This window comes from Marinobacter sp. V34 (assembly GCF_055524115.1).
On sequence record NZ_JBUPZY010000003.1, the window covers coordinates 212766 to 228921 of the forward strand.

17 protein-coding genes are annotated in these 16156 nt (G+C 57.2%); 3 read left to right on the forward strand and 14 right to left on the reverse strand.

From position 1 onward, the window contains the following. Positions 1-27: 27 nt before the first annotated feature. Positions 28-1323 (reverse strand): flagellar biosynthesis protein FlhF, encoded by a 1296-nt coding sequence (flhF, locus tag AC0B60_RS06465; RefSeq protein ID WP_465084942.1) that lies wholly within the window; start codon positions 1321-1323, stop codon positions 28-30. Between the two features lie 60 nt (positions 1324-1383). Then, positions 1384-3558 (reverse strand): flagellar biosynthesis protein FlhA, encoded by a 2175-nt coding sequence (flhA, locus tag AC0B60_RS06470; RefSeq protein ID WP_465084943.1) that lies wholly within the window; start codon positions 3556-3558, stop codon positions 1384-1386. Between the two features lie 223 nt (positions 3559-3781). Here flhA and upp point away from each other — a divergent pair, with 223 nt between their 5' ends. The 3 genes from upp to AC0B60_RS06485 are packed head-to-tail and all read left to right on the forward strand — an operon-like array spanning position 3782 to position 6535. Continuing rightward, positions 3782-4420 (forward strand): uracil phosphoribosyltransferase, encoded by a 639-nt coding sequence (upp, locus tag AC0B60_RS06475; RefSeq protein ID WP_465084944.1) that lies wholly within the window; start codon positions 3782-3784, stop codon positions 4418-4420. A 2-nt stretch (positions 4421-4422) separates the two neighbouring features. Further along, entirely contained in the window at positions 4423-5679 is a 1257-nt protein-coding gene (locus AC0B60_RS06480) for a uracil-xanthine permease family protein (protein WP_465084945.1), read from the forward strand. After that, complete coding sequence (locus AC0B60_RS06485) at positions 5660-6535, forward strand: class I SAM-dependent methyltransferase (RefSeq protein WP_465084946.1); 876 nt, start codon at positions 5660-5662, stop codon at positions 6533-6535. The genes AC0B60_RS06480 and AC0B60_RS06485 overlap by 20 nt, the downstream gene beginning before the upstream one ends. Positions 6536-6591: 56 nt before the next feature. Here the strand turns inward: AC0B60_RS06485 and flhB are convergent, their stop codons facing one another. The 12 genes from flhB to AC0B60_RS06545 form a co-directional block, all read right to left on the reverse strand. Then, a complete protein-coding gene (gene flhB, locus AC0B60_RS06490) occupies positions 6592-7728 on the reverse strand; it encodes a flagellar biosynthesis protein FlhB (protein WP_465084947.1) in 1137 nt (378 codons plus the stop codon). A gap of 29 nt (positions 7729-7757) precedes the next feature. Then, positions 7758-8540 (reverse strand): flagellar biosynthetic protein FliR, encoded by a 783-nt coding sequence (gene fliR / locus AC0B60_RS06495; protein ID WP_465084948.1) that lies wholly within the window; start codon positions 8538-8540, stop codon positions 7758-7760. Between the two features lie 6 nt (positions 8541-8546). Beyond that, on the reverse strand, positions 8547-8816 hold the full coding sequence (gene fliQ / locus AC0B60_RS06500) for a flagellar biosynthesis protein FliQ (RefSeq protein WP_465084949.1): 270 nt from the start codon (positions 8814-8816) through the stop codon (positions 8547-8549). A gap of 12 nt (positions 8817-8828) precedes the next feature. Beyond that, complete coding sequence (gene fliP / locus AC0B60_RS06505; protein ID WP_465084950.1) at positions 8829-9593, reverse strand: flagellar type III secretion system pore protein FliP; 765 nt, start codon at positions 9591-9593, stop codon at positions 8829-8831. A 1-nt stretch (position 9594) separates the two neighbouring features. Continuing rightward, the gene (gene fliO / locus AC0B60_RS06510; RefSeq protein WP_465084951.1) at positions 9595-10062 is read right to left on the reverse strand and encodes a flagellar biosynthetic protein FliO; all 468 of its coding nucleotides are present in this window, start codon (positions 10060-10062) and stop codon (positions 9595-9597) included. Positions 10063-10072: 10 nt separating this feature from the next. Next, on the reverse strand, positions 10073-10582 hold the full coding sequence (fliN, locus tag AC0B60_RS06515) for a flagellar motor switch protein FliN (protein WP_465084952.1): 510 nt from the start codon (positions 10580-10582) through the stop codon (positions 10073-10075). Beyond that, entirely contained in the window at positions 10575-11573 is a 999-nt protein-coding gene (gene fliM / locus AC0B60_RS06520) for a flagellar motor switch protein FliM (RefSeq protein ID WP_465084953.1), read from the reverse strand. The genes fliN and fliM overlap by 8 nt, the downstream gene beginning before the upstream one ends. 104 nt (positions 11574-11677) lie before the next feature. Beyond that, positions 11678-12187, reverse strand: a complete 510-nt coding sequence (locus AC0B60_RS06525) for a flagellar basal body-associated FliL family protein (protein WP_465084954.1) — start codon at positions 12185-12187, stop codon at positions 11678-11680. Between the two features lie 167 nt (positions 12188-12354). Continuing rightward, positions 12355-13575: a flagellar hook-length control protein FliK gene (locus AC0B60_RS06530; RefSeq protein ID WP_465084955.1), complete on the reverse strand. Its 1221-nt coding sequence runs from the start codon at positions 13573-13575 to the stop codon at positions 12355-12357. 129 nt (positions 13576-13704) lie between these two features. Beyond that, positions 13705-14049, reverse strand: coding sequence for an Hpt domain-containing protein (locus AC0B60_RS06535; protein WP_465084956.1), 345 nt, complete (start codon positions 14047-14049; stop codon positions 13705-13707). After that, positions 14046-15812: a SpoIIE family protein phosphatase gene (locus AC0B60_RS06540; protein WP_465084957.1), complete on the reverse strand. Its 1767-nt coding sequence runs from the start codon at positions 15810-15812 to the stop codon at positions 14046-14048. Before AC0B60_RS06540 ends, AC0B60_RS06535 begins: the two co-directional genes overlap by 4 nt. Positions 15813-15844: 32 nt before the next feature. Next, positions 15845-16150 carry an STAS domain-containing protein gene (locus tag AC0B60_RS06545; RefSeq protein WP_465084958.1) on the reverse strand — a complete coding sequence of 102 codons (306 nt, stop codon included), beginning with the start codon at positions 16148-16150 and terminating at the stop codon, positions 15845-15847. Positions 16151-16156 lie beyond the last annotated feature (6 nt).

Consider the following 16156-nt stretch of genomic DNA (forward strand, 5'->3'; position numbering starts at 1 on the left):
CGCGTTTAACCGCAGGCTGTGTTGTTTTTAAACAGCGACTGCCTGTTGCTGCTGGAGTTTCTTCAGCCTCTCCACGGCCAACCGCACCAGCGGAATGGACTCAGCGTGGTGCAGGTCTTCCGGGATTTTCTGCCCGTCGGTGTAATACGCCACCGGCAATCCCGTTTCCATGACGAATCCCAGCGATTCACCCAGGGTCAGTGCTTCATCGATTTTGGTCATCACACAACCCGTAAGATTTGCCATCTTATAGCAATGCCAGACGGATTTCATGATGCGCGGCTGACTGGTGGCCGAAACCACCAGATGGGTTCGAATCCGGTGGTGACTGCGAGCCAGCTCCATGAGCTGCTCTTCGTAGCCCTTGTCGGTACTGGTCAGGCCTGCGGTGTCAATCAACACCAGGTGGCGGTCCGACAGCTCGTCCAGTATGTCATCCAGGGAATGTGTTTCGTCCACGACCCGCACCGGAACGTTCAGTATGCGCCCGAACACGAATAGTTGCTCATGAGCCGCGACCCGATAGCGATCGGTGGTGACCAGTGCCAGGGAGTCGGGGCCGTGGCGCAGCACGTAATGCGCGGCCAGCTTGCCGATGGTCGTCGTCTTGCCGGACCCGGTTGGTCCCACCAGGGCATAGACACCGCCCTCTTCCGCCCACTCCGTGCGCGCGGTCTTGACTCCGGCGGCCAACATTTTCAGAGACTGCTTCCAGCCATCCTCGAGCCGCCCTGCACGGTGACGCCGGGACAGAGAATTGGCAAGCTCCAGTCCGAGACCGAATTCCTGCAACTTTTCAGACAGCCTCTTCTGTACTGCGTTCACCGCTGTTTGTTCAGGTTCACCGCCGTTCCGGGCACTGACCAGATCGCGAAGGGAACTGATTTCCGCGCGCATTTGCGCCAGCTCACCGGAATAGGCGGCGCTGGCAGCTGTTGGCTCTTCAACCATTATGTCGCCATCGGCAAGCGATTCTTTCGACAGGCCTGCGTGGCCGAATTCCCCACCCGAGACCGCGTTGCCATAGGTCGCGCGCTTTTCCCGCACTTCCCGAATACGATCCCGGGAGCGGCCGAGCTCGTCCTCCAGGCGGCGATGCTGTTCCGCCTGCAACTCGGCGAGCCGTGAGCCATTGGTGGCTTCCCGTGCCGCATCACCGAGGCGCTGACGCGCCATGTTTTCGTCATAATCGAGCGCTGTCACAATTTCGACACCACCATCCACACGACGATTGGAAAGGATTACGGCATCGGGCCCCATCTGATCCCGCACCTGACGCAGTGCCTCTGCCATGCTTTGGGCAAAAAACCGCTTTACTTTCATAATGATGACTCCTCCCCGGTCAGCACTTTCCAGCGCCTTCCGCCTTTCCAGCCGCGGCCTTTACTGACCGACGGATGCGACAATAGTGATCTGTTTGTTATCCGGAATTTCCTGGTACGACAGCACGTGCAGGCGCTCTACTCCGTAGCTGGCAAACTTCGCCAGCACCGGGCGCAAGGGCCCGGAAACCAGTAGAATCGCCGGCTTGCCCAGCATCTCCTGGCGCTGGACGCTGTCCTGGAGCGACCGTTGGAGCTTCTCAACCATATTCGGCTCCAATACCAGCCCGATGTCTTCCTGACCGCCGGATTGTTGACTCTGTTGCATAGACTTTAGCAATAACTGTTCCAAGTCCGGGTCCAGAGTAATCACCGGAATCTCTGCGTCGTTGCCACAGATACTCTGAACAATCATCCGGCGCAGCGACTGGCGGGCAACCGTGGTCAGCAGTTTCGGGTCCTGGCTCTTCGGATGGACGTTGACAATGGCCTCCGCGATAGACCGCATGTCGCGGATCGGTACTTCCTCTTTCAACAGGTTCTGCAACACCTTCAACAACAGGCTGATGGAAACGGTGGTAGGCACCAATTCTTCCGCCAGCTTTGGCGACACTTTCTCGAGCTGGTCCAGCCATTTCTGGACTTCCTCATGGCCAAGCAGTTCGTGGGCGTGTTTCTGGAGGATCTGATTAAGGTGTGTCGCCACGACAGTACTGGCGTCCACGACGGTATACCCAAGGGTCTGTGCCTGATCTTTCTTGTCCGGCTCGATCCAGCTGGCATCCAGGCCGAAGGCCGGGTCTTTGCCCTCTATTCCCTCGATCTTGCCGAATACCTGACCGGGGTCAATCGCCAGTTCACGGTCCGGGTGAATTTCTGCCTCGGCAATGGTGACGCCCATCAGGGTGATTCGGTAAACGTTGGGCATAAGGTCGAGGTTGTCGCGGATATGGACCGAGGGCATAAGGAAGCCCAGATCCTGTGAGAGCTTTTTACGAACCCCCTTGATGCGACTGAGAAGCTGACCGCCCTGGGATTTATCCACCAGCGGAATCAGGCGGTAGCCCACCTCCAGGCCCACAATATCCACGGTGGCCACATCGTCCCAACCGAGCTCCCGGGTCTCCCCCGGCGGCGGCAGCTGGGCACTGTGTTCACCGCCCTCACCACCGGGCGGCAGGTCGCGCCCCGGGCCTGCCGGGCGGGCACCGCCGCCCCGGACCGGGAACACACCATCCTCCTCGACGGTCTGGCGTTCCTGTTGCCATATGTACCAGGCAATACCACCTGCAATCGCACCCAGACCAAGGAATGCCACGTGCGGCATGCCAGGAATCAGGCCAAGAATGATGAGGATAACGGCCGCGATACCCAGCGCCTTGGGGGCATTGAACATTTGTTGCAGTATCTGCCCGCCCATGTCCTGGCTGGACGTTACCCGGGTAACCATGATCGCTGCAGACGTCGACAGCAGCAGTGACGGAATCTGTGCCACCAGGCCGTCACCAATGGTCAGTAGTGCATAGTTCTGTGTAGCGGTACCAAAATCGAGACCGTGCTGAAGCATACCGATGGCAATGCCACCGATCAGGTTAATGGCCAGGATCAACAGGCCGGCGATGGCGTCGCCCTTGACGAATTTACTGGCGCCGTCCATGGAGCCGTAGAAATCGGCCTCCTGGGCGATTTCAGCCCGGCGATGCTTGGCTTCTTCCTGGTTGATAAGACCGGCATTGAGGTCGGCATCGATGGCCATCTGCTTACCCGGCATGGCATCCAGGGTGAAACGCGCGCTGACTTCCGACACTCGGCCGGCACCTTTGGTCACCACCAGGAAGTTGATGATCATGAGGATGGCGAAGACGACAAGGCCAACCGCGTAGTTACCGCCGATGAGGACCGCGCCGAACGATTCGATCACCTTACCGGCCGCATCACCGCCCTCATGGCCGTTGAGCAGAACAATCCGCGTGGAGGCAACGTTGAGCGCCAGCCTCAACAATGTTGCCACCAACAAAACTGTCGGAAAGGAGGCAAACTCCATCGGCCGCAAGGCGTAGACACACACCAGCAGGATCACGATCGACAAGGTGATGTTGAAGGTGAAGAACACGTCCAACATGAACGCCGGCATGGGCAGAATCATCATGCCGAGCAATCCCATCAACATCACGGGAATGCCGATATTACCCCGCGTCAGGGATTTGACATTATTGAGGACTAGCGCTCGGTCCATGCCGGGAAACTCTCCGATTGGCGGTTAACCGCAGGGTTATGCGGGTCGTTTTTTTGACGCAGACGCATCGTTTGAAGGGGTATTCGCAAGATCCGTACCACCCCTAACGGCTTTTCTTCTCACCGCGCCTGACGGATTCGGCCAGATACGGTATCCTTGCGCCATTTGCTGGCGTCTTTACTGCGCCCAATCAAATCATCGACCCAGACGCAAAGGTGAGCCCATGCCAATTCACGAGGTCAAGCACCCCCTTATCCGCCATAAACTCGGCCTGATGCGCCGCTCAGACATCAGCACCAAAAATTTCCGGGAACTGGCTCAGGAAGTAGGTGCTCTGTTGACGTACGAGGCCACCAAGGATTTTTCACTGCAGAAGAAAACCATTGAAGGCTGGGCCGGCCCGGTGGAGATTGAACAGATCCAGGGCAAGAAGATCACCATCGTACCGATTCTGCGGGCCGGCTTGGGTATGCTGGACGGCGTACTCACCCTGATTCCCGGTGCCCGGGTCAGCGTTGTCGGCCAGGTGCGCAACGAGGAAACCCTGGAAGCCAGCACCTATCTTGAGAAGCTGGTAGGTGAACTCGATGAGCGCATGGCGATGATCATCGACCCCATGCTGGCCACCGGCGGTTCCATGATCTCCACCATCGACCTGCTGAAGAAAGCCGGTAGCAACGAGATCCGCGCCCTGGTTTTGGTCGCAGCGCCGGAAGGCGTGGAAAAGGTGCTGGAGAAACATCCTGATGTGTCGATCTATACCGCATCAATCGATGAAAGGCTGAACGAGAAAGGCTATATCCTTCCCGGGCTCGGCGACGCCGGCGACAAAATCTTCGGCACCAAGCAGAAGGACGTCTAACCATGCAGGACCATAGCACCGACCCGGTCTGGAAACAGGCCATTGCCGGCTCACAAATGCTGCTGGTGGCTTTTGGCGCATTGGTACTGATGCCTCTGATTACCGGCCTCGATCCCAACGTTGCACTGTTCACCGCAGGCATTGGCACCCTTATTTTCCATATTGTCACCGGCGGCCAGATTCCCATTTTCCTGGCCTCATCCTTCGCCTTTATCGCTCCGATCATTGCCGCCAAGGGCCGCTTCGGCCTTGAAGAAACACTCGGTGGCCTGATGGCCGCGGGCATCCTTTATATAATACTGAGCGGCGCGGTGCGCCTGCGCGGTACCGGTTTCATCACCCGCCTGTTGCCCCCTGTGGTCATCGGCCCGGTTATTATGGTGATCGGCCTTGGCTTGGCGCCGGTTGCCGTCCACATGGCTTCTGGCCGCACCGGTGACGGTGCGCAACAACTGGTGCCCTACGACACTGCCATCTGGATTGCGATGATCTCCCTGGCCGTGACGGTCGTTATGGCTGTCTGGTCCAGCGGTATCTTCCGCCTGATTCCGATCATGTTCGGTATTATTGTCGGGTACATACTGTCGGCCTTTGCCGGCATCGTGGACCTGTCACCCATCACCAACGCGCCCTGGTTCGCCATTCCCAATTTTGTGGCGCCGGAGTTCAGTTGGGCAGCCATCCTGTTCATGATTCCGGTAGCCATCGCACCGGCCATTGAACACATTGGCGATATCCTTGCCATCGGTACCGTCACCCGCAAAAACTATCTGGAGAAACCCGGCCTGCACCGCACCCTCCTGGGCGACGGCCTGGCCACCAGCGCCGCCTCAGCCCTTGGTGGCCCGCCCAACACCACCTACTCCGAAGTCACGGGCGCCGTAGTGCTGACCAAAAACTTTAACCCGAAAGTCATGATCTGGGCGGCGTGCATTGCCATCGTGCTGGCTTTCATCGGCAAATTCGGTGCCGCGCTCCAAACTATACCAGCGCCTGTCATGGGCGGTATCCTTTGCCTGCTGTTCGGCTCCATCGCCGTCGTGGGCCTGAATACCCTGATCCGCCACCAGGTCGACCTGTCGCAGGCACGCAACCTGGTGATCGTTGCTGTCACCCTGGTCTTCGGTATCGGCGGCATGGCGATTGGTAATCTGGAAGGCATCGCCCTTTGCGCAGTGGTCGCCATAGCCCTCAACCTGGTCCTGCCAGGCAAAGGCGAAGCATGGGGCGCAAGAATCCATGAGAAAGACACCCACTGACGGCATGCCAATGAAAACGGCTGACAGCTCCGGCATCAGCTTTACCGCCCTATATACCGGTGCCGTATGGCACCGGTACGGCCTCTCCGACAAAGTGCTTTTGACTGACCAGGGGCGCTGGTTGTATCACCTGATGACGCCCTTCGAGGTCGGCAGCAAAACACTCATCGGCGGCAACATCCGCACCTTCCTGCTGCAGCGACACCTGATCATCGATCACCTGATCGAACAGGCCCTAGACCGCGGCGCCACCCAGGTACTGGAAATCGCCTGCGGAATGTCGCCACGGGGTATCCGCTTGCGGGACAGGCACCCTCACCTGCACATGGTGGAAGCCGACCTCCCTGACATGGCCACCCAAAAAACCGCAAGACTCCTGACATCCGGCCACCTGGGCAACCTCCATCAGGTGATGCCCATCGACATCCTGGCGGAATCCGGTGAACAGACGCTGGAGGCGGTTTTCGCGAGAGCATTCGACAGCAAAGAACCGGTGGTTGTCGTCACCGAGGGACTGACCAGCTACTTCTCGTTGCCAGTCATTTCAGAATTCTGGAAACGCCTGGCTACACTCCTGCAACAGCGCCCGGGTTCGGTCTATCTGTCCGAAAGCTACCTGATGCCGAGCCAGCCGCTGTTACGCGGTGCCCTGAAATCCCTCGGCGGCCTGCTCAGCACGGTTACCCGAAGTGATGTCAGCTTCCATTTCCTGGGCGACCAGCAGGCCGCTGAACATTTTACTGACTGCGGCTTTCCTTCCGTTGCCGTCCATAACCCTGCCGACTTTTACGGCCACCTTCCAATTCCGGAAAGCCGCCGTGATCCTATGGTTCGGGTTATTGAGGCGCAGCCTTAGCCCTTTTGTAGCCTGACATTTCGGTGGTGGCAGGCTAACAGTAGACGACTCTCAAACTAAACATCGCGCCGCAAATCTGAAGGAATCGGAAACTTCGGCATCTGGGGCTTCTCGCCCCGTCCCTTGCGGAATTGACGAAGCTGAAACACATAGGCAAGCACCTGGGCGATCGCCATATACAGGCCATCCGGGATCTCACCACCGATCTCGGTATTGTGATAAGCCGCCCGCGTCAAAGGCGGCGTGCGGAGAATCTCAACCTTGTGCTCGCGGGCAATTTCCATGATCTTAAAGGCCGTCTCATCCGACCCCTTCGCAACCACAATCGGTGCCGCCATGTTCTTCTGGTCATACTTCAACGCTACGGCATAATGCGTTGGGTTGGTGATCACCACATCCGCCCCAGGCACATCCTGCATCATCCGCCTCTGAGCCATCTCACGCTGCAACTGGCGGATCTTACCTTTCACTTCCGGCTTGCCCTCAGTGTCCTTAAACTCATCCTTGACCTCCTGCAACGTCATTCGCAGCTTCTTGTGGTGGTCGTACATCTGGAACGGTACATCGATCAACGCGATGATAATCGTGGCACAGGCGAGGATGAAAAAGCTCCAGCCCAACGTCCACAGAACGTGTTCCATGGCAGACCTGGCGGGCTCCTCGGAAATGCTGAGCAAATCATCAGTGCGCAGATTGAGAATCAGGATGGCAATCGCCAGAACCAACCCCACTTTTAAAATAGCTTTGGCCAGTTCGATCAGCGAACGCATGGAGAACATGCGTTTCAAACCTTTGAAAGGGTCCATTCGGTTGAACTTCGGGGCAATGGCCTTGCCACTGATCAGCAGGCCACCGATACCGATGGAACCTGCAATGGCAGCGACCAGCAACAGTACCAGAAGCGGGGCGAGCGCAAAGGCGGCTTCCTTCGCGGACTGGATCAGTTGTACGCTCATGTGCCGGGTATCGAAGATGGCCGAACGCTCCAGTACAAAGCTGTCCCGCATGATGCTTTCCATGGACGCACCAAGGGATGCTCCGAACATCAGCAGGCCACCAGCCCCGGCCAACAGGACGGCCATCGTGGCCAGTTCCTTGGAACGCGCCGTCTGGCCATCCTCCTTGGCTTTCTCAAGCCGTCGGGGGGTGGGCTCTTCGGTTTTTTCCTGGCTGTTGTCGTTCTCTTCGGCCATGGGCAGTCTTCTTTAGTGCAAGGCCGCGATTACGGTTGCCCCTGCAGGTTTCGCATGAATTCGAAGGTTTCTCGGGTGTACTGATCAAAGTGCGGCAGAAAATTGGCGTGCAACACCCAAATGGAAAACAATCCAAAAATCAGGCCAATCGGGAAACCCAGGGCGAAGATGTTCATCTGGGGCGCGGCGCGGGTCATGACGCCGAAGGAAATATTGACGATGAAGACGGCTGTTACCGCAGGCAGCGCCAGCAGCAAGGCGGAGGCAAATATCCAACTGATGCGATGGGCCAGCTCCCAGACGCCTGTCTGCCCAAGACCTTCGAGGCCAATAGGCATGGTGCGGAAGCTTTCAATGAAGACTTCAAATGCCACCAGGTGCCCGTTCATCGCCAGATACAACAAGGTGATGGTGATGGTGTAGATTTGCGCCAACACCGGCACGTTGACGCCATTGGCAGGGTCCACCATCGAGGCGAAGCCAAGACCCATTTGCATGGCGATCATCTGCCCGGCCACCACGAACAGCTGGAACAGGGCCGTGAGGGCGAAGCCCATGCCGACGCCGATCAGGATCTGCTGCAAGGTGATTACCACGCCATCGGCACTGAACGCATCCACTTGCGGTACCGGAGGGATCATGGGAACCACCAATATGGTGATGATCAGAGCCAGCCCCAATCGAACACGGCCGGGCACCAGCTGGGTACCGATGAAGGGAATGACCATCATGAAGCTGGCCAGTCGGAAGAGAGGCCACAGGTGCTGGCCAACCCACTGGTTGATCAGGTCGGCTGTTATTTCCGTAGGCATACCCGGTCAGCCGATCAGGTAGGGAATGCTGGTGATCAACCGGTTCGCGTGATCAAGAAGCTGGGTCAGCATCCAGGGGCCGGCAACGATAATGGTGATGAGTGTCACCAGCAGCCGTGGCAGGAAGCTAAGGGTCTGCTCGTTAATCTGAGTAGCCGCTTGGAAAGTACTGACCACAAGCCCGATTACCAGACCTGGGCCGATGATCAAGGTGGCAAGCGTTACGATCAGCCACAAAGCTTCGCGAAGGATATCGATAACGGTTTCGGGTGTCATGATCGTGCTCCCCTATATCCCGTAACTGGCGGCTAGCGTGCCCATGATCAGGGCCCAGCCGTCCACCAGCACAAACAGCATGATTTTAAACGGCAGAGAAATGATGATCGGAGACAACATCATCATACCCATCGCCATCAGTACACTGGCGACCACCATGTCGATAATCAGAAACGGAATAAACAGGATGAACCCTATCTGAAATGCCGTTTTCAGTTCGCTAGTCACAAAAGCAGGCAGCAACACCCAGAAAGAAACGTCTTCGGCGGTGTCGTATTCTTCGTCGGCTATGCGCATGAACAGGCCAAGGTCGCTCTCGCGAGTCTGCGCCAGCATAAACTTCCGAAACGGCTGGCTGGCCTGCTCCACCGCTTCCAAAGAACTGAGTTCTTCCTGCATATAGGGCTGCAGCGCTACTTCGTTCACCTCTTCCAGTACCGGCTTCATAATGAAGATCGTCAGGAACAGTGTCAGGCCGAGAAGGATCTGGTTGGACGGCGTGGACTGCAACCCCAGGGCCTGCCTGAGAATCGCAAAGACGACGATGATACGGGTGAAAGACGTCATCATCATCAGCATGGCGGGCAGGAAAGTCAGCGCCGTCATCAGCGCCAGGATTTGCAGGGATACGGAGTATTCCTGAACGCCCTCTTCCTCGCCAGGGGTTACCGTGAAGGCCGGGATACCGGGTATATCAGCCAGTGCCGCCGGGGCCCAGGCAGAGAGAATGAACAGGATCAGTAAAGCCAGGGTACGCCCGGACACACGCACCATCATGTCAGGAACCTTCCTTCGATGAAGAACCGGAGCCCCAGGATTTTCCGATCATGCCCTGGAGTTTACGGGCAAAGTCACTGGACACGGGCTCACCAGCACTGACCACCGGTTCTTCAAACACGTGCAGTGTGCGAATCGCCGATGGCGTAACGCCGATAAGGATCTGTTTTCCGCCTACTTCGACCAGCGCAATCCGCTCACGTGTGCCCATGGGCATCACCGAAACCACCTTAATAGCTCGGGTATTGCCACCGCTCATACCGCTCATGCGCCGTACGATCCAGGCACAACCGAAGATGATAGCGATCACTGCCAGAAGGCCAACCCCCAGCGTCAGCATGGTGGCCAAGGTATCTGGCGCTGTGGCGGCTTCCCGTGCTGGTTCCTGCTCCTGGGCGAGCAGCAGTGCAGGCATGGAAAGCGTCAGCACAGCGACGGGAAGGCCGTAACGGACAGTTGAACGACGCATCCACTCCATATTACTTCTGCAACCGTTTGATGCGTTCGCCGGGGCTGATCACATCCGTCAGGCGGATGCCGAACTTCTCGTTCACCATGACCACTTCACCATGGGCAATCAGGGTGCCGTTTACCAGCACATCCAGCGGCTCGCCCGCCAGCCGGTCCAGCTCGATAACCGAGCCCTGGTTCAATTGCAACAAGTTGCGAATCGGTATCTGGGTGTTACCCACTTCCATGGAAATGGTCACGGGAATATCGAGGATGACATCCAGGTCCGGTGCGGGGCCAGTGCCCTGGCTGAAGTTCGATCCTTCCGGAAACTCCTCCATGGGGGCGGCCCGGACATTGTCCTTGCTGTCACCGGATTCATCCTCGCTTTCACCGGCCTCAGCCATGGCAGCCGCCCATTCGTCCTCACGGCCCTCACCATCGTCATCCCCCGATTCTTCCATGGCGGATTCCCACTCGGCGGCGAGCTTCTCGTCTTCGCTGAGTTCCTGCTCGTCTTTCTTATCGTCGTCAGCCATTGCGTCCCACCTTCAGTTGTTTTTTCACTTTGGGCACCGTCGCCCGGTCATGAATCCTTAGCGCCAGCTTGCCATCACGGGTTCCCATCGTGGCTTTGTAGACCGGAATGTCATTGGCAGTCAGGGTCAGTAACTCGGGGATTTCCACGGGAATGATGTCGCCTTCCTTCAGTTTGGCAATATCGCGAAGAGAAATACGCCGTCGGCAAACCGTAGTATTAATGGGAACATTCACATCCTTGATGTCTTCCTGCAAGGCGCTGACCCAGCGCTCATCCACGTCGTCAATATCGCTCTGGACGCCAGCGTCAAGCACATCCCTTATGGGCTCAATCATGGAGTACGGCAGCGCCATATGCAGCTCGCCACCACCGCCATCAAGCTCAATGTGGAAGGTGCTCACAACCACCACCTCACTGGGGCTTACGATGTTGGCCATGGCCGGGTTAACTTCGGAACTGAGGTACTCGAAATCCACTTTCAACACCGCATGCCAGGCTTCCCGCATGTCATGAAAAACCTGGTCAAGCACCATCTGTACGATACGGGTTTCCGTCGGGGTAAATTCACGGCCTTCAATTTTGGCGTGTCGGCCTTCCCCACCGAAGAAGTTGTCCACCAGCTTGAAGACCAGTTTGGCATCCAACACAAACAGCGAGGTTCCACGGAGCGGACGAACCTTGCAGAGGTTGAGGCTGGTGGGCACGTACAGGGTATGGATGTACTCGCCAAACTTCATGATCTGAACACCGCCGGTGGAGACATCGGCGTTACGGCGCAACAGGTTGAACAGGCTGATTCGGGTATAGCGGGCAAAGCGCTCGTTGATCATTTCCAGCGTGGGCATCCGGCCACGGACAATGCGGTCCTGGCTGGCGAGGTCGTAGGACTTGATACCAGCTTCGTCGGATTCCTCATAGGTATCAATGTCGCCGTCGTCCACACCGTGGAGGAGCGCGTCAATTTCGTCCTGTGACAGTAAGTCCTGCATACGTTTCTCTGCCTGTGATATCTGCCCTAGCCGGGCACTGTTGCACTCTCTAGTATGTCGCTAGTAAGTCTCTGTTACACCTCTATGCATTTCTAACGCATTCTCTACTGAACGACAAAGTTCCTGAACAGCACAGCCAGCAAGGGCGGCGCCCCTTCCTGTTCAAGCGCGCTGTTAACGGTTGCCAGCATATCATCAGCCAACGCTTTGCGGCCTTCCGGTGTCTGTAACTCATTAAAGTCCCGGCCGCCGAGCACACCAATCAGTTGACTGCGAAGCAGTGGCATGTGCTGGTTGGCCGCAGCCAGCGCTGCCGGATCCTGAGCTTCGAAAGCCAGGTACACCTGAGCGTAGCGCTGCCGCCCTTCGGCCTGTACCGTAGTGACCAGGGCCTTCTCCAACACCGTGTAGGTGCTGGGCACAAACACTTCAACCTGCTCCGCGCTGTCTTCCTGTTCTGCATCGCTCATGCCCGGGATGCCGCCGCCCAGGAACCACATCGTACCAACGACCGACAATCCGACCGCCAGAACAATCACCACGATCAGCATCAGTATCAGCTTGAGCTTGCCTTTCTTTGCCGGCGCCTCAGGAGGCGCATTGTTTTCAGCCATAACGTAGATCTGCCAGAAATCCGTCAACCGGACCGGTTATAAAGAGGTTTAAGCAAAGGACGGGCCAGATAACCCCATCCTCCCTATCAGAACAGCAGTTTAGCGTTGCTGGGGAGGATGGGCAAAGGGAGAGTGATGGAGATTCATCAGGTGATGGGTTGCCGTGGTCAGGCAAAGATATCAACTTCGCCTTTCCAGGTCAGATCAAGGGATTCAGACGGAAGATCCTGATCGTCGGAACCGGCATCTGCAAGTGCTGCCCCCTCATCCCTGCCGCCCTCCCCGGCGTTATCCTCACCGGCTTGCTGCTGCGATGAATCACTGACGTCAAACTGGTCCAGTGACAGCCCCTGCTCACTCAGCATGTCCCTGAGACGGTGGCTGTGCTGTTCAAGCTGGTCCCGCACGGCCGGGTTAGCGGAATGAACGGTAATATGTGCCTGTTCCTGCTGAACCTGAACCCTGACTTCCATGGGCCCCATATCAGGCGGGGTGAGATGTATTTCTGCGACCGACATATTCCTGGCCGTCAGCCAGGTAAGTTTACCAACGAGCTTGTCGCCCCATTCTGCATGATTGACCGGCACATCAATCGAAGTCGTGTATCCCCGCAAGGCAGCGGCCTCAGCAGGCAGCTTTGCGGCGTTGGGGTTGGTCATCTGCTGATTAGCCAGTTCCACTGCAGACTGAAAGCGTATGGCCCCCTGCAGCGACGGCGTTTCCTGTGGCCGGGATCCCTCGGAGCCCACCCCCGACAGCAAAGCCTCAGTCAACGCCAGCCCCTGAGAGGCGCTAGCCCCCGCGCCCTGACCTGCCGGTAGGCTGTGTTTGCCAGCCGTATTCCCGGGCAAACCGGCAATCATTCCGGCAAAAGCCTGCACACCCGGCATCGCGCCATTGCCCACACCTGGCGGGTTAGCGATTGCCGCCGACGAAGCATTGCCTCCCGCTGGCATCAGCAGGGCCTGCAAGTCAGTGAATGTCAGGGGAACGACCTCCTCCGGAGTCTCCTGATCTGCTAGCAGCGGAGAGCGCGCTTCTTCCGTAGCCTGGCCAGATTCCTCTCCATCGGCGGACGGGTTTGATGGCGCGCTTTTACGCTGGGTATCCGCATTACGAGCCTGAGCATCAGCTGACGGTTTCTCGAGGTTATCAGAACCTGCGTTTTCACGTTTATTCAGACCGGCTTTTTCGCTGCGGGCATTGTCTTCAGCGCGCGCCTGGTCACGCTTTTCAGCCTGTTTTCGGTCAATCCTCTGCTGCTCCGCCCGGGAAACAGAGTCAAACGGACTGTCGCCGTTTTTTTCCCGGTTGCCTGAGACGCTTTTCGAACCGTTATCGGCCTGTGGGCCCTGTGGGGAAGCCTGGGGAAGAACCATTTGGGACATGGCAACCTCTTGCCGCTTTTACTGAATGACGATGGTATCTGAACGCTGCAGACCCCTTTTCAGTACGCTTATTCTGCTTTTTAGCGTACCTGTACGGTATCAAAGCAAAAGCAATGCCATTCGTTCACGTCACGCAATAAAACGCTTGAGTGTGCCCTCAACCTGTCGGAATTCATTCTCGATGTCATCGAGCATCGCTCCGGCCTGTGACAACTGATTGCCAAGGCCCGCCTTTTCCGCCTCGAAACAAAGTTCGCCCAGTCGAGGGGCGCCAATATTGATGCAACTGCCTTTGAAGCTGTGAGCGGACTTTGCGAACGCGTCTGCGTCCGATTTTTCGAGTGCCGCCCGCAGATGTGCGATACGGTCAGAGGAATCATGGAGGTAAGTATTGATCAGAATGTCGAACTCATTCTCCATAACTTCCTGCAACTCGGCCAACGCTTCTTCATCAAGGTGTGGTTTGTCCGTCATGACCAACCCCCTGGTTGTTGGGTGGTACTGCCCTCGCGGCCAGTAACCTCAGAAAAATACCAATCATATATAATTTCAGCCTTGGTGCCATGTTCCCGGTAATTCAGGGAACGCCCAATTTTCTGTAACAACAGCAAACCTCTGCCAGAATAACGATGTTCATCTTCGGCTTCCGGACGTGCCCTGCGGAAATCAAACCCACTGCCACTGTCTTCGCAGACAATAGCCAACTGCCCGCCCCTGCCTGTCATGGTATGAGTCAACGTGAAGCGTATAAAGTGGCCCGCGACATCCGCCAGCCTCCGCTCACGCTCGGCGTAGTATCGTCCGAATCCGTCAGGTGTTGCCTTCCAGTCGGAGCACAGGCCGAGCACACCGTGCTCCAGCGCATTGCTGTACAGCTCAGACAAAAGCGTATATATCTCGCCGCTTTTCCTGCGCAACCCCGGAACCTCCATGCAGATATGCAACAACAAAGGCAGGGGACTGAACTGCCCCAGGGTTCTATCCTGAACCTCGTAGACACAACGCCACTCCGCCGGCCCTTCCAGCGCCGACTGGGGCAGTCGTTCGGAGATACCGGCCAGTTCCGCGTCTTCCACCATTCGCAGGCTGATCAACGTCAGGTCGTCCTGCTCGGGCTGATTTCCCGTAAAGGTACGGATGCCGGCCATAATGGTTTCAAATGGTGAATCCTGCCGGCCCATCTCATCGAGCGAGCGGACAAGACGCTGCTCTCCATACATCTCACCCTTACGGTTCTCAGCCTCCATCACACCGTCTGTCATCATCAGCAAGGTATCACCCGGCTCTGTATGGAACACCTCCATACCTGCGTCAAAGCGGGCATTGCCGAGTACCCCCAAGGGTAGGTGCCGTGAAACAATGGTTTCACGCATTCCATCCTTTCTCAGCAGCACTCCATCAGGGAGCCCTCCATTCCAGATCTGCAGCTGGTTCAGGTGAAAATCCGCCTGGATCATCGCTGCACAACAGAACATACCGGTGGGCAATATCCGGCCCAGTTTCTGGTTGATCTCCCTGAGCACATCGCTGCCGCTGAACCCCTTGCTGGTCATGCCATAGAATATTTCCGCCACGGGCATGGCCCCAATGGCGGCTGGCAGCCCGTGACCTGTAAAGTCCCCAATCAGTATTTGCATGCCGCCGGCCGGGCGCGGGCAGGCGAACAGCACGTCGCCGTTGAAAATTGACATCGGCGACGCGTGGAAGCGGATATTGGGCGCGTCCAGGCAACCGGTATGGGCCACGTTGTCAAAAACCCGCTTGGCAGTCTCCTGCTCTTCCAGTAATTGGCTATTGCGTTCGCGGATCAGATCTCGGTGGTGGCTGAGGGTGCGGTGCATTAGCCGCATGCGATTGAAGGCATTGATCTTGGCTTCAATGATGATGCGATTGTAGGGTTTGGTCAGAAAATCGTCACCGCCGGCCTCCAGGCAACGAGCCAACGCGCCGGCGTCCGACAGTGATGTAAGGAAAATCAGGGGAACCAATTGCTCTCCCGCCAGCACCTTGATCTGACGAGCTGCCTCCATTCCGTCCATAACCGGCATCAGTGCATCGAGCAGAACGATGTCAGGCGCGGACTTCCGGAAAATACTGACTGCTTCCAGTCCGTTTTCGGCGTCTTCAACCTCGTGACCAAGGCGGCGCAACAGGGTTTTGAGTATCAGACGATCACTGTCGCTGTCATCGGCAATGAGAATCCGGAGTGGCCGGTTTTCTGGGAGTGGATCATCCACATCGGGCCTCCGTGACGTCTTCCTCGGGTGATTCAGCGAATCGCGAACAGTTGTTCAAAGTTGGAAATTGACAGAATGCGGCGCACATCGCTGTTGCAGTTTTCAATGCATATCTGCGCACGGTCTCCCCCCGCGTAGTCACGCAGCAACAGCAGCATGCCAAGGGCGGAACTGTCGAGGTAGGTGGTGTCCGAAAGATCGACGATAAAACTGGCCACGTTTTCGTCGCCATGTTCGTACGCATCACGAAACGCCTGATGGGTGCTGAAATCGAAACGCCCTTCAATCTTTATGGTCAGGGTCTGACCATCGTCACTGCGATGCGTATGAATCGGCATTCCGAA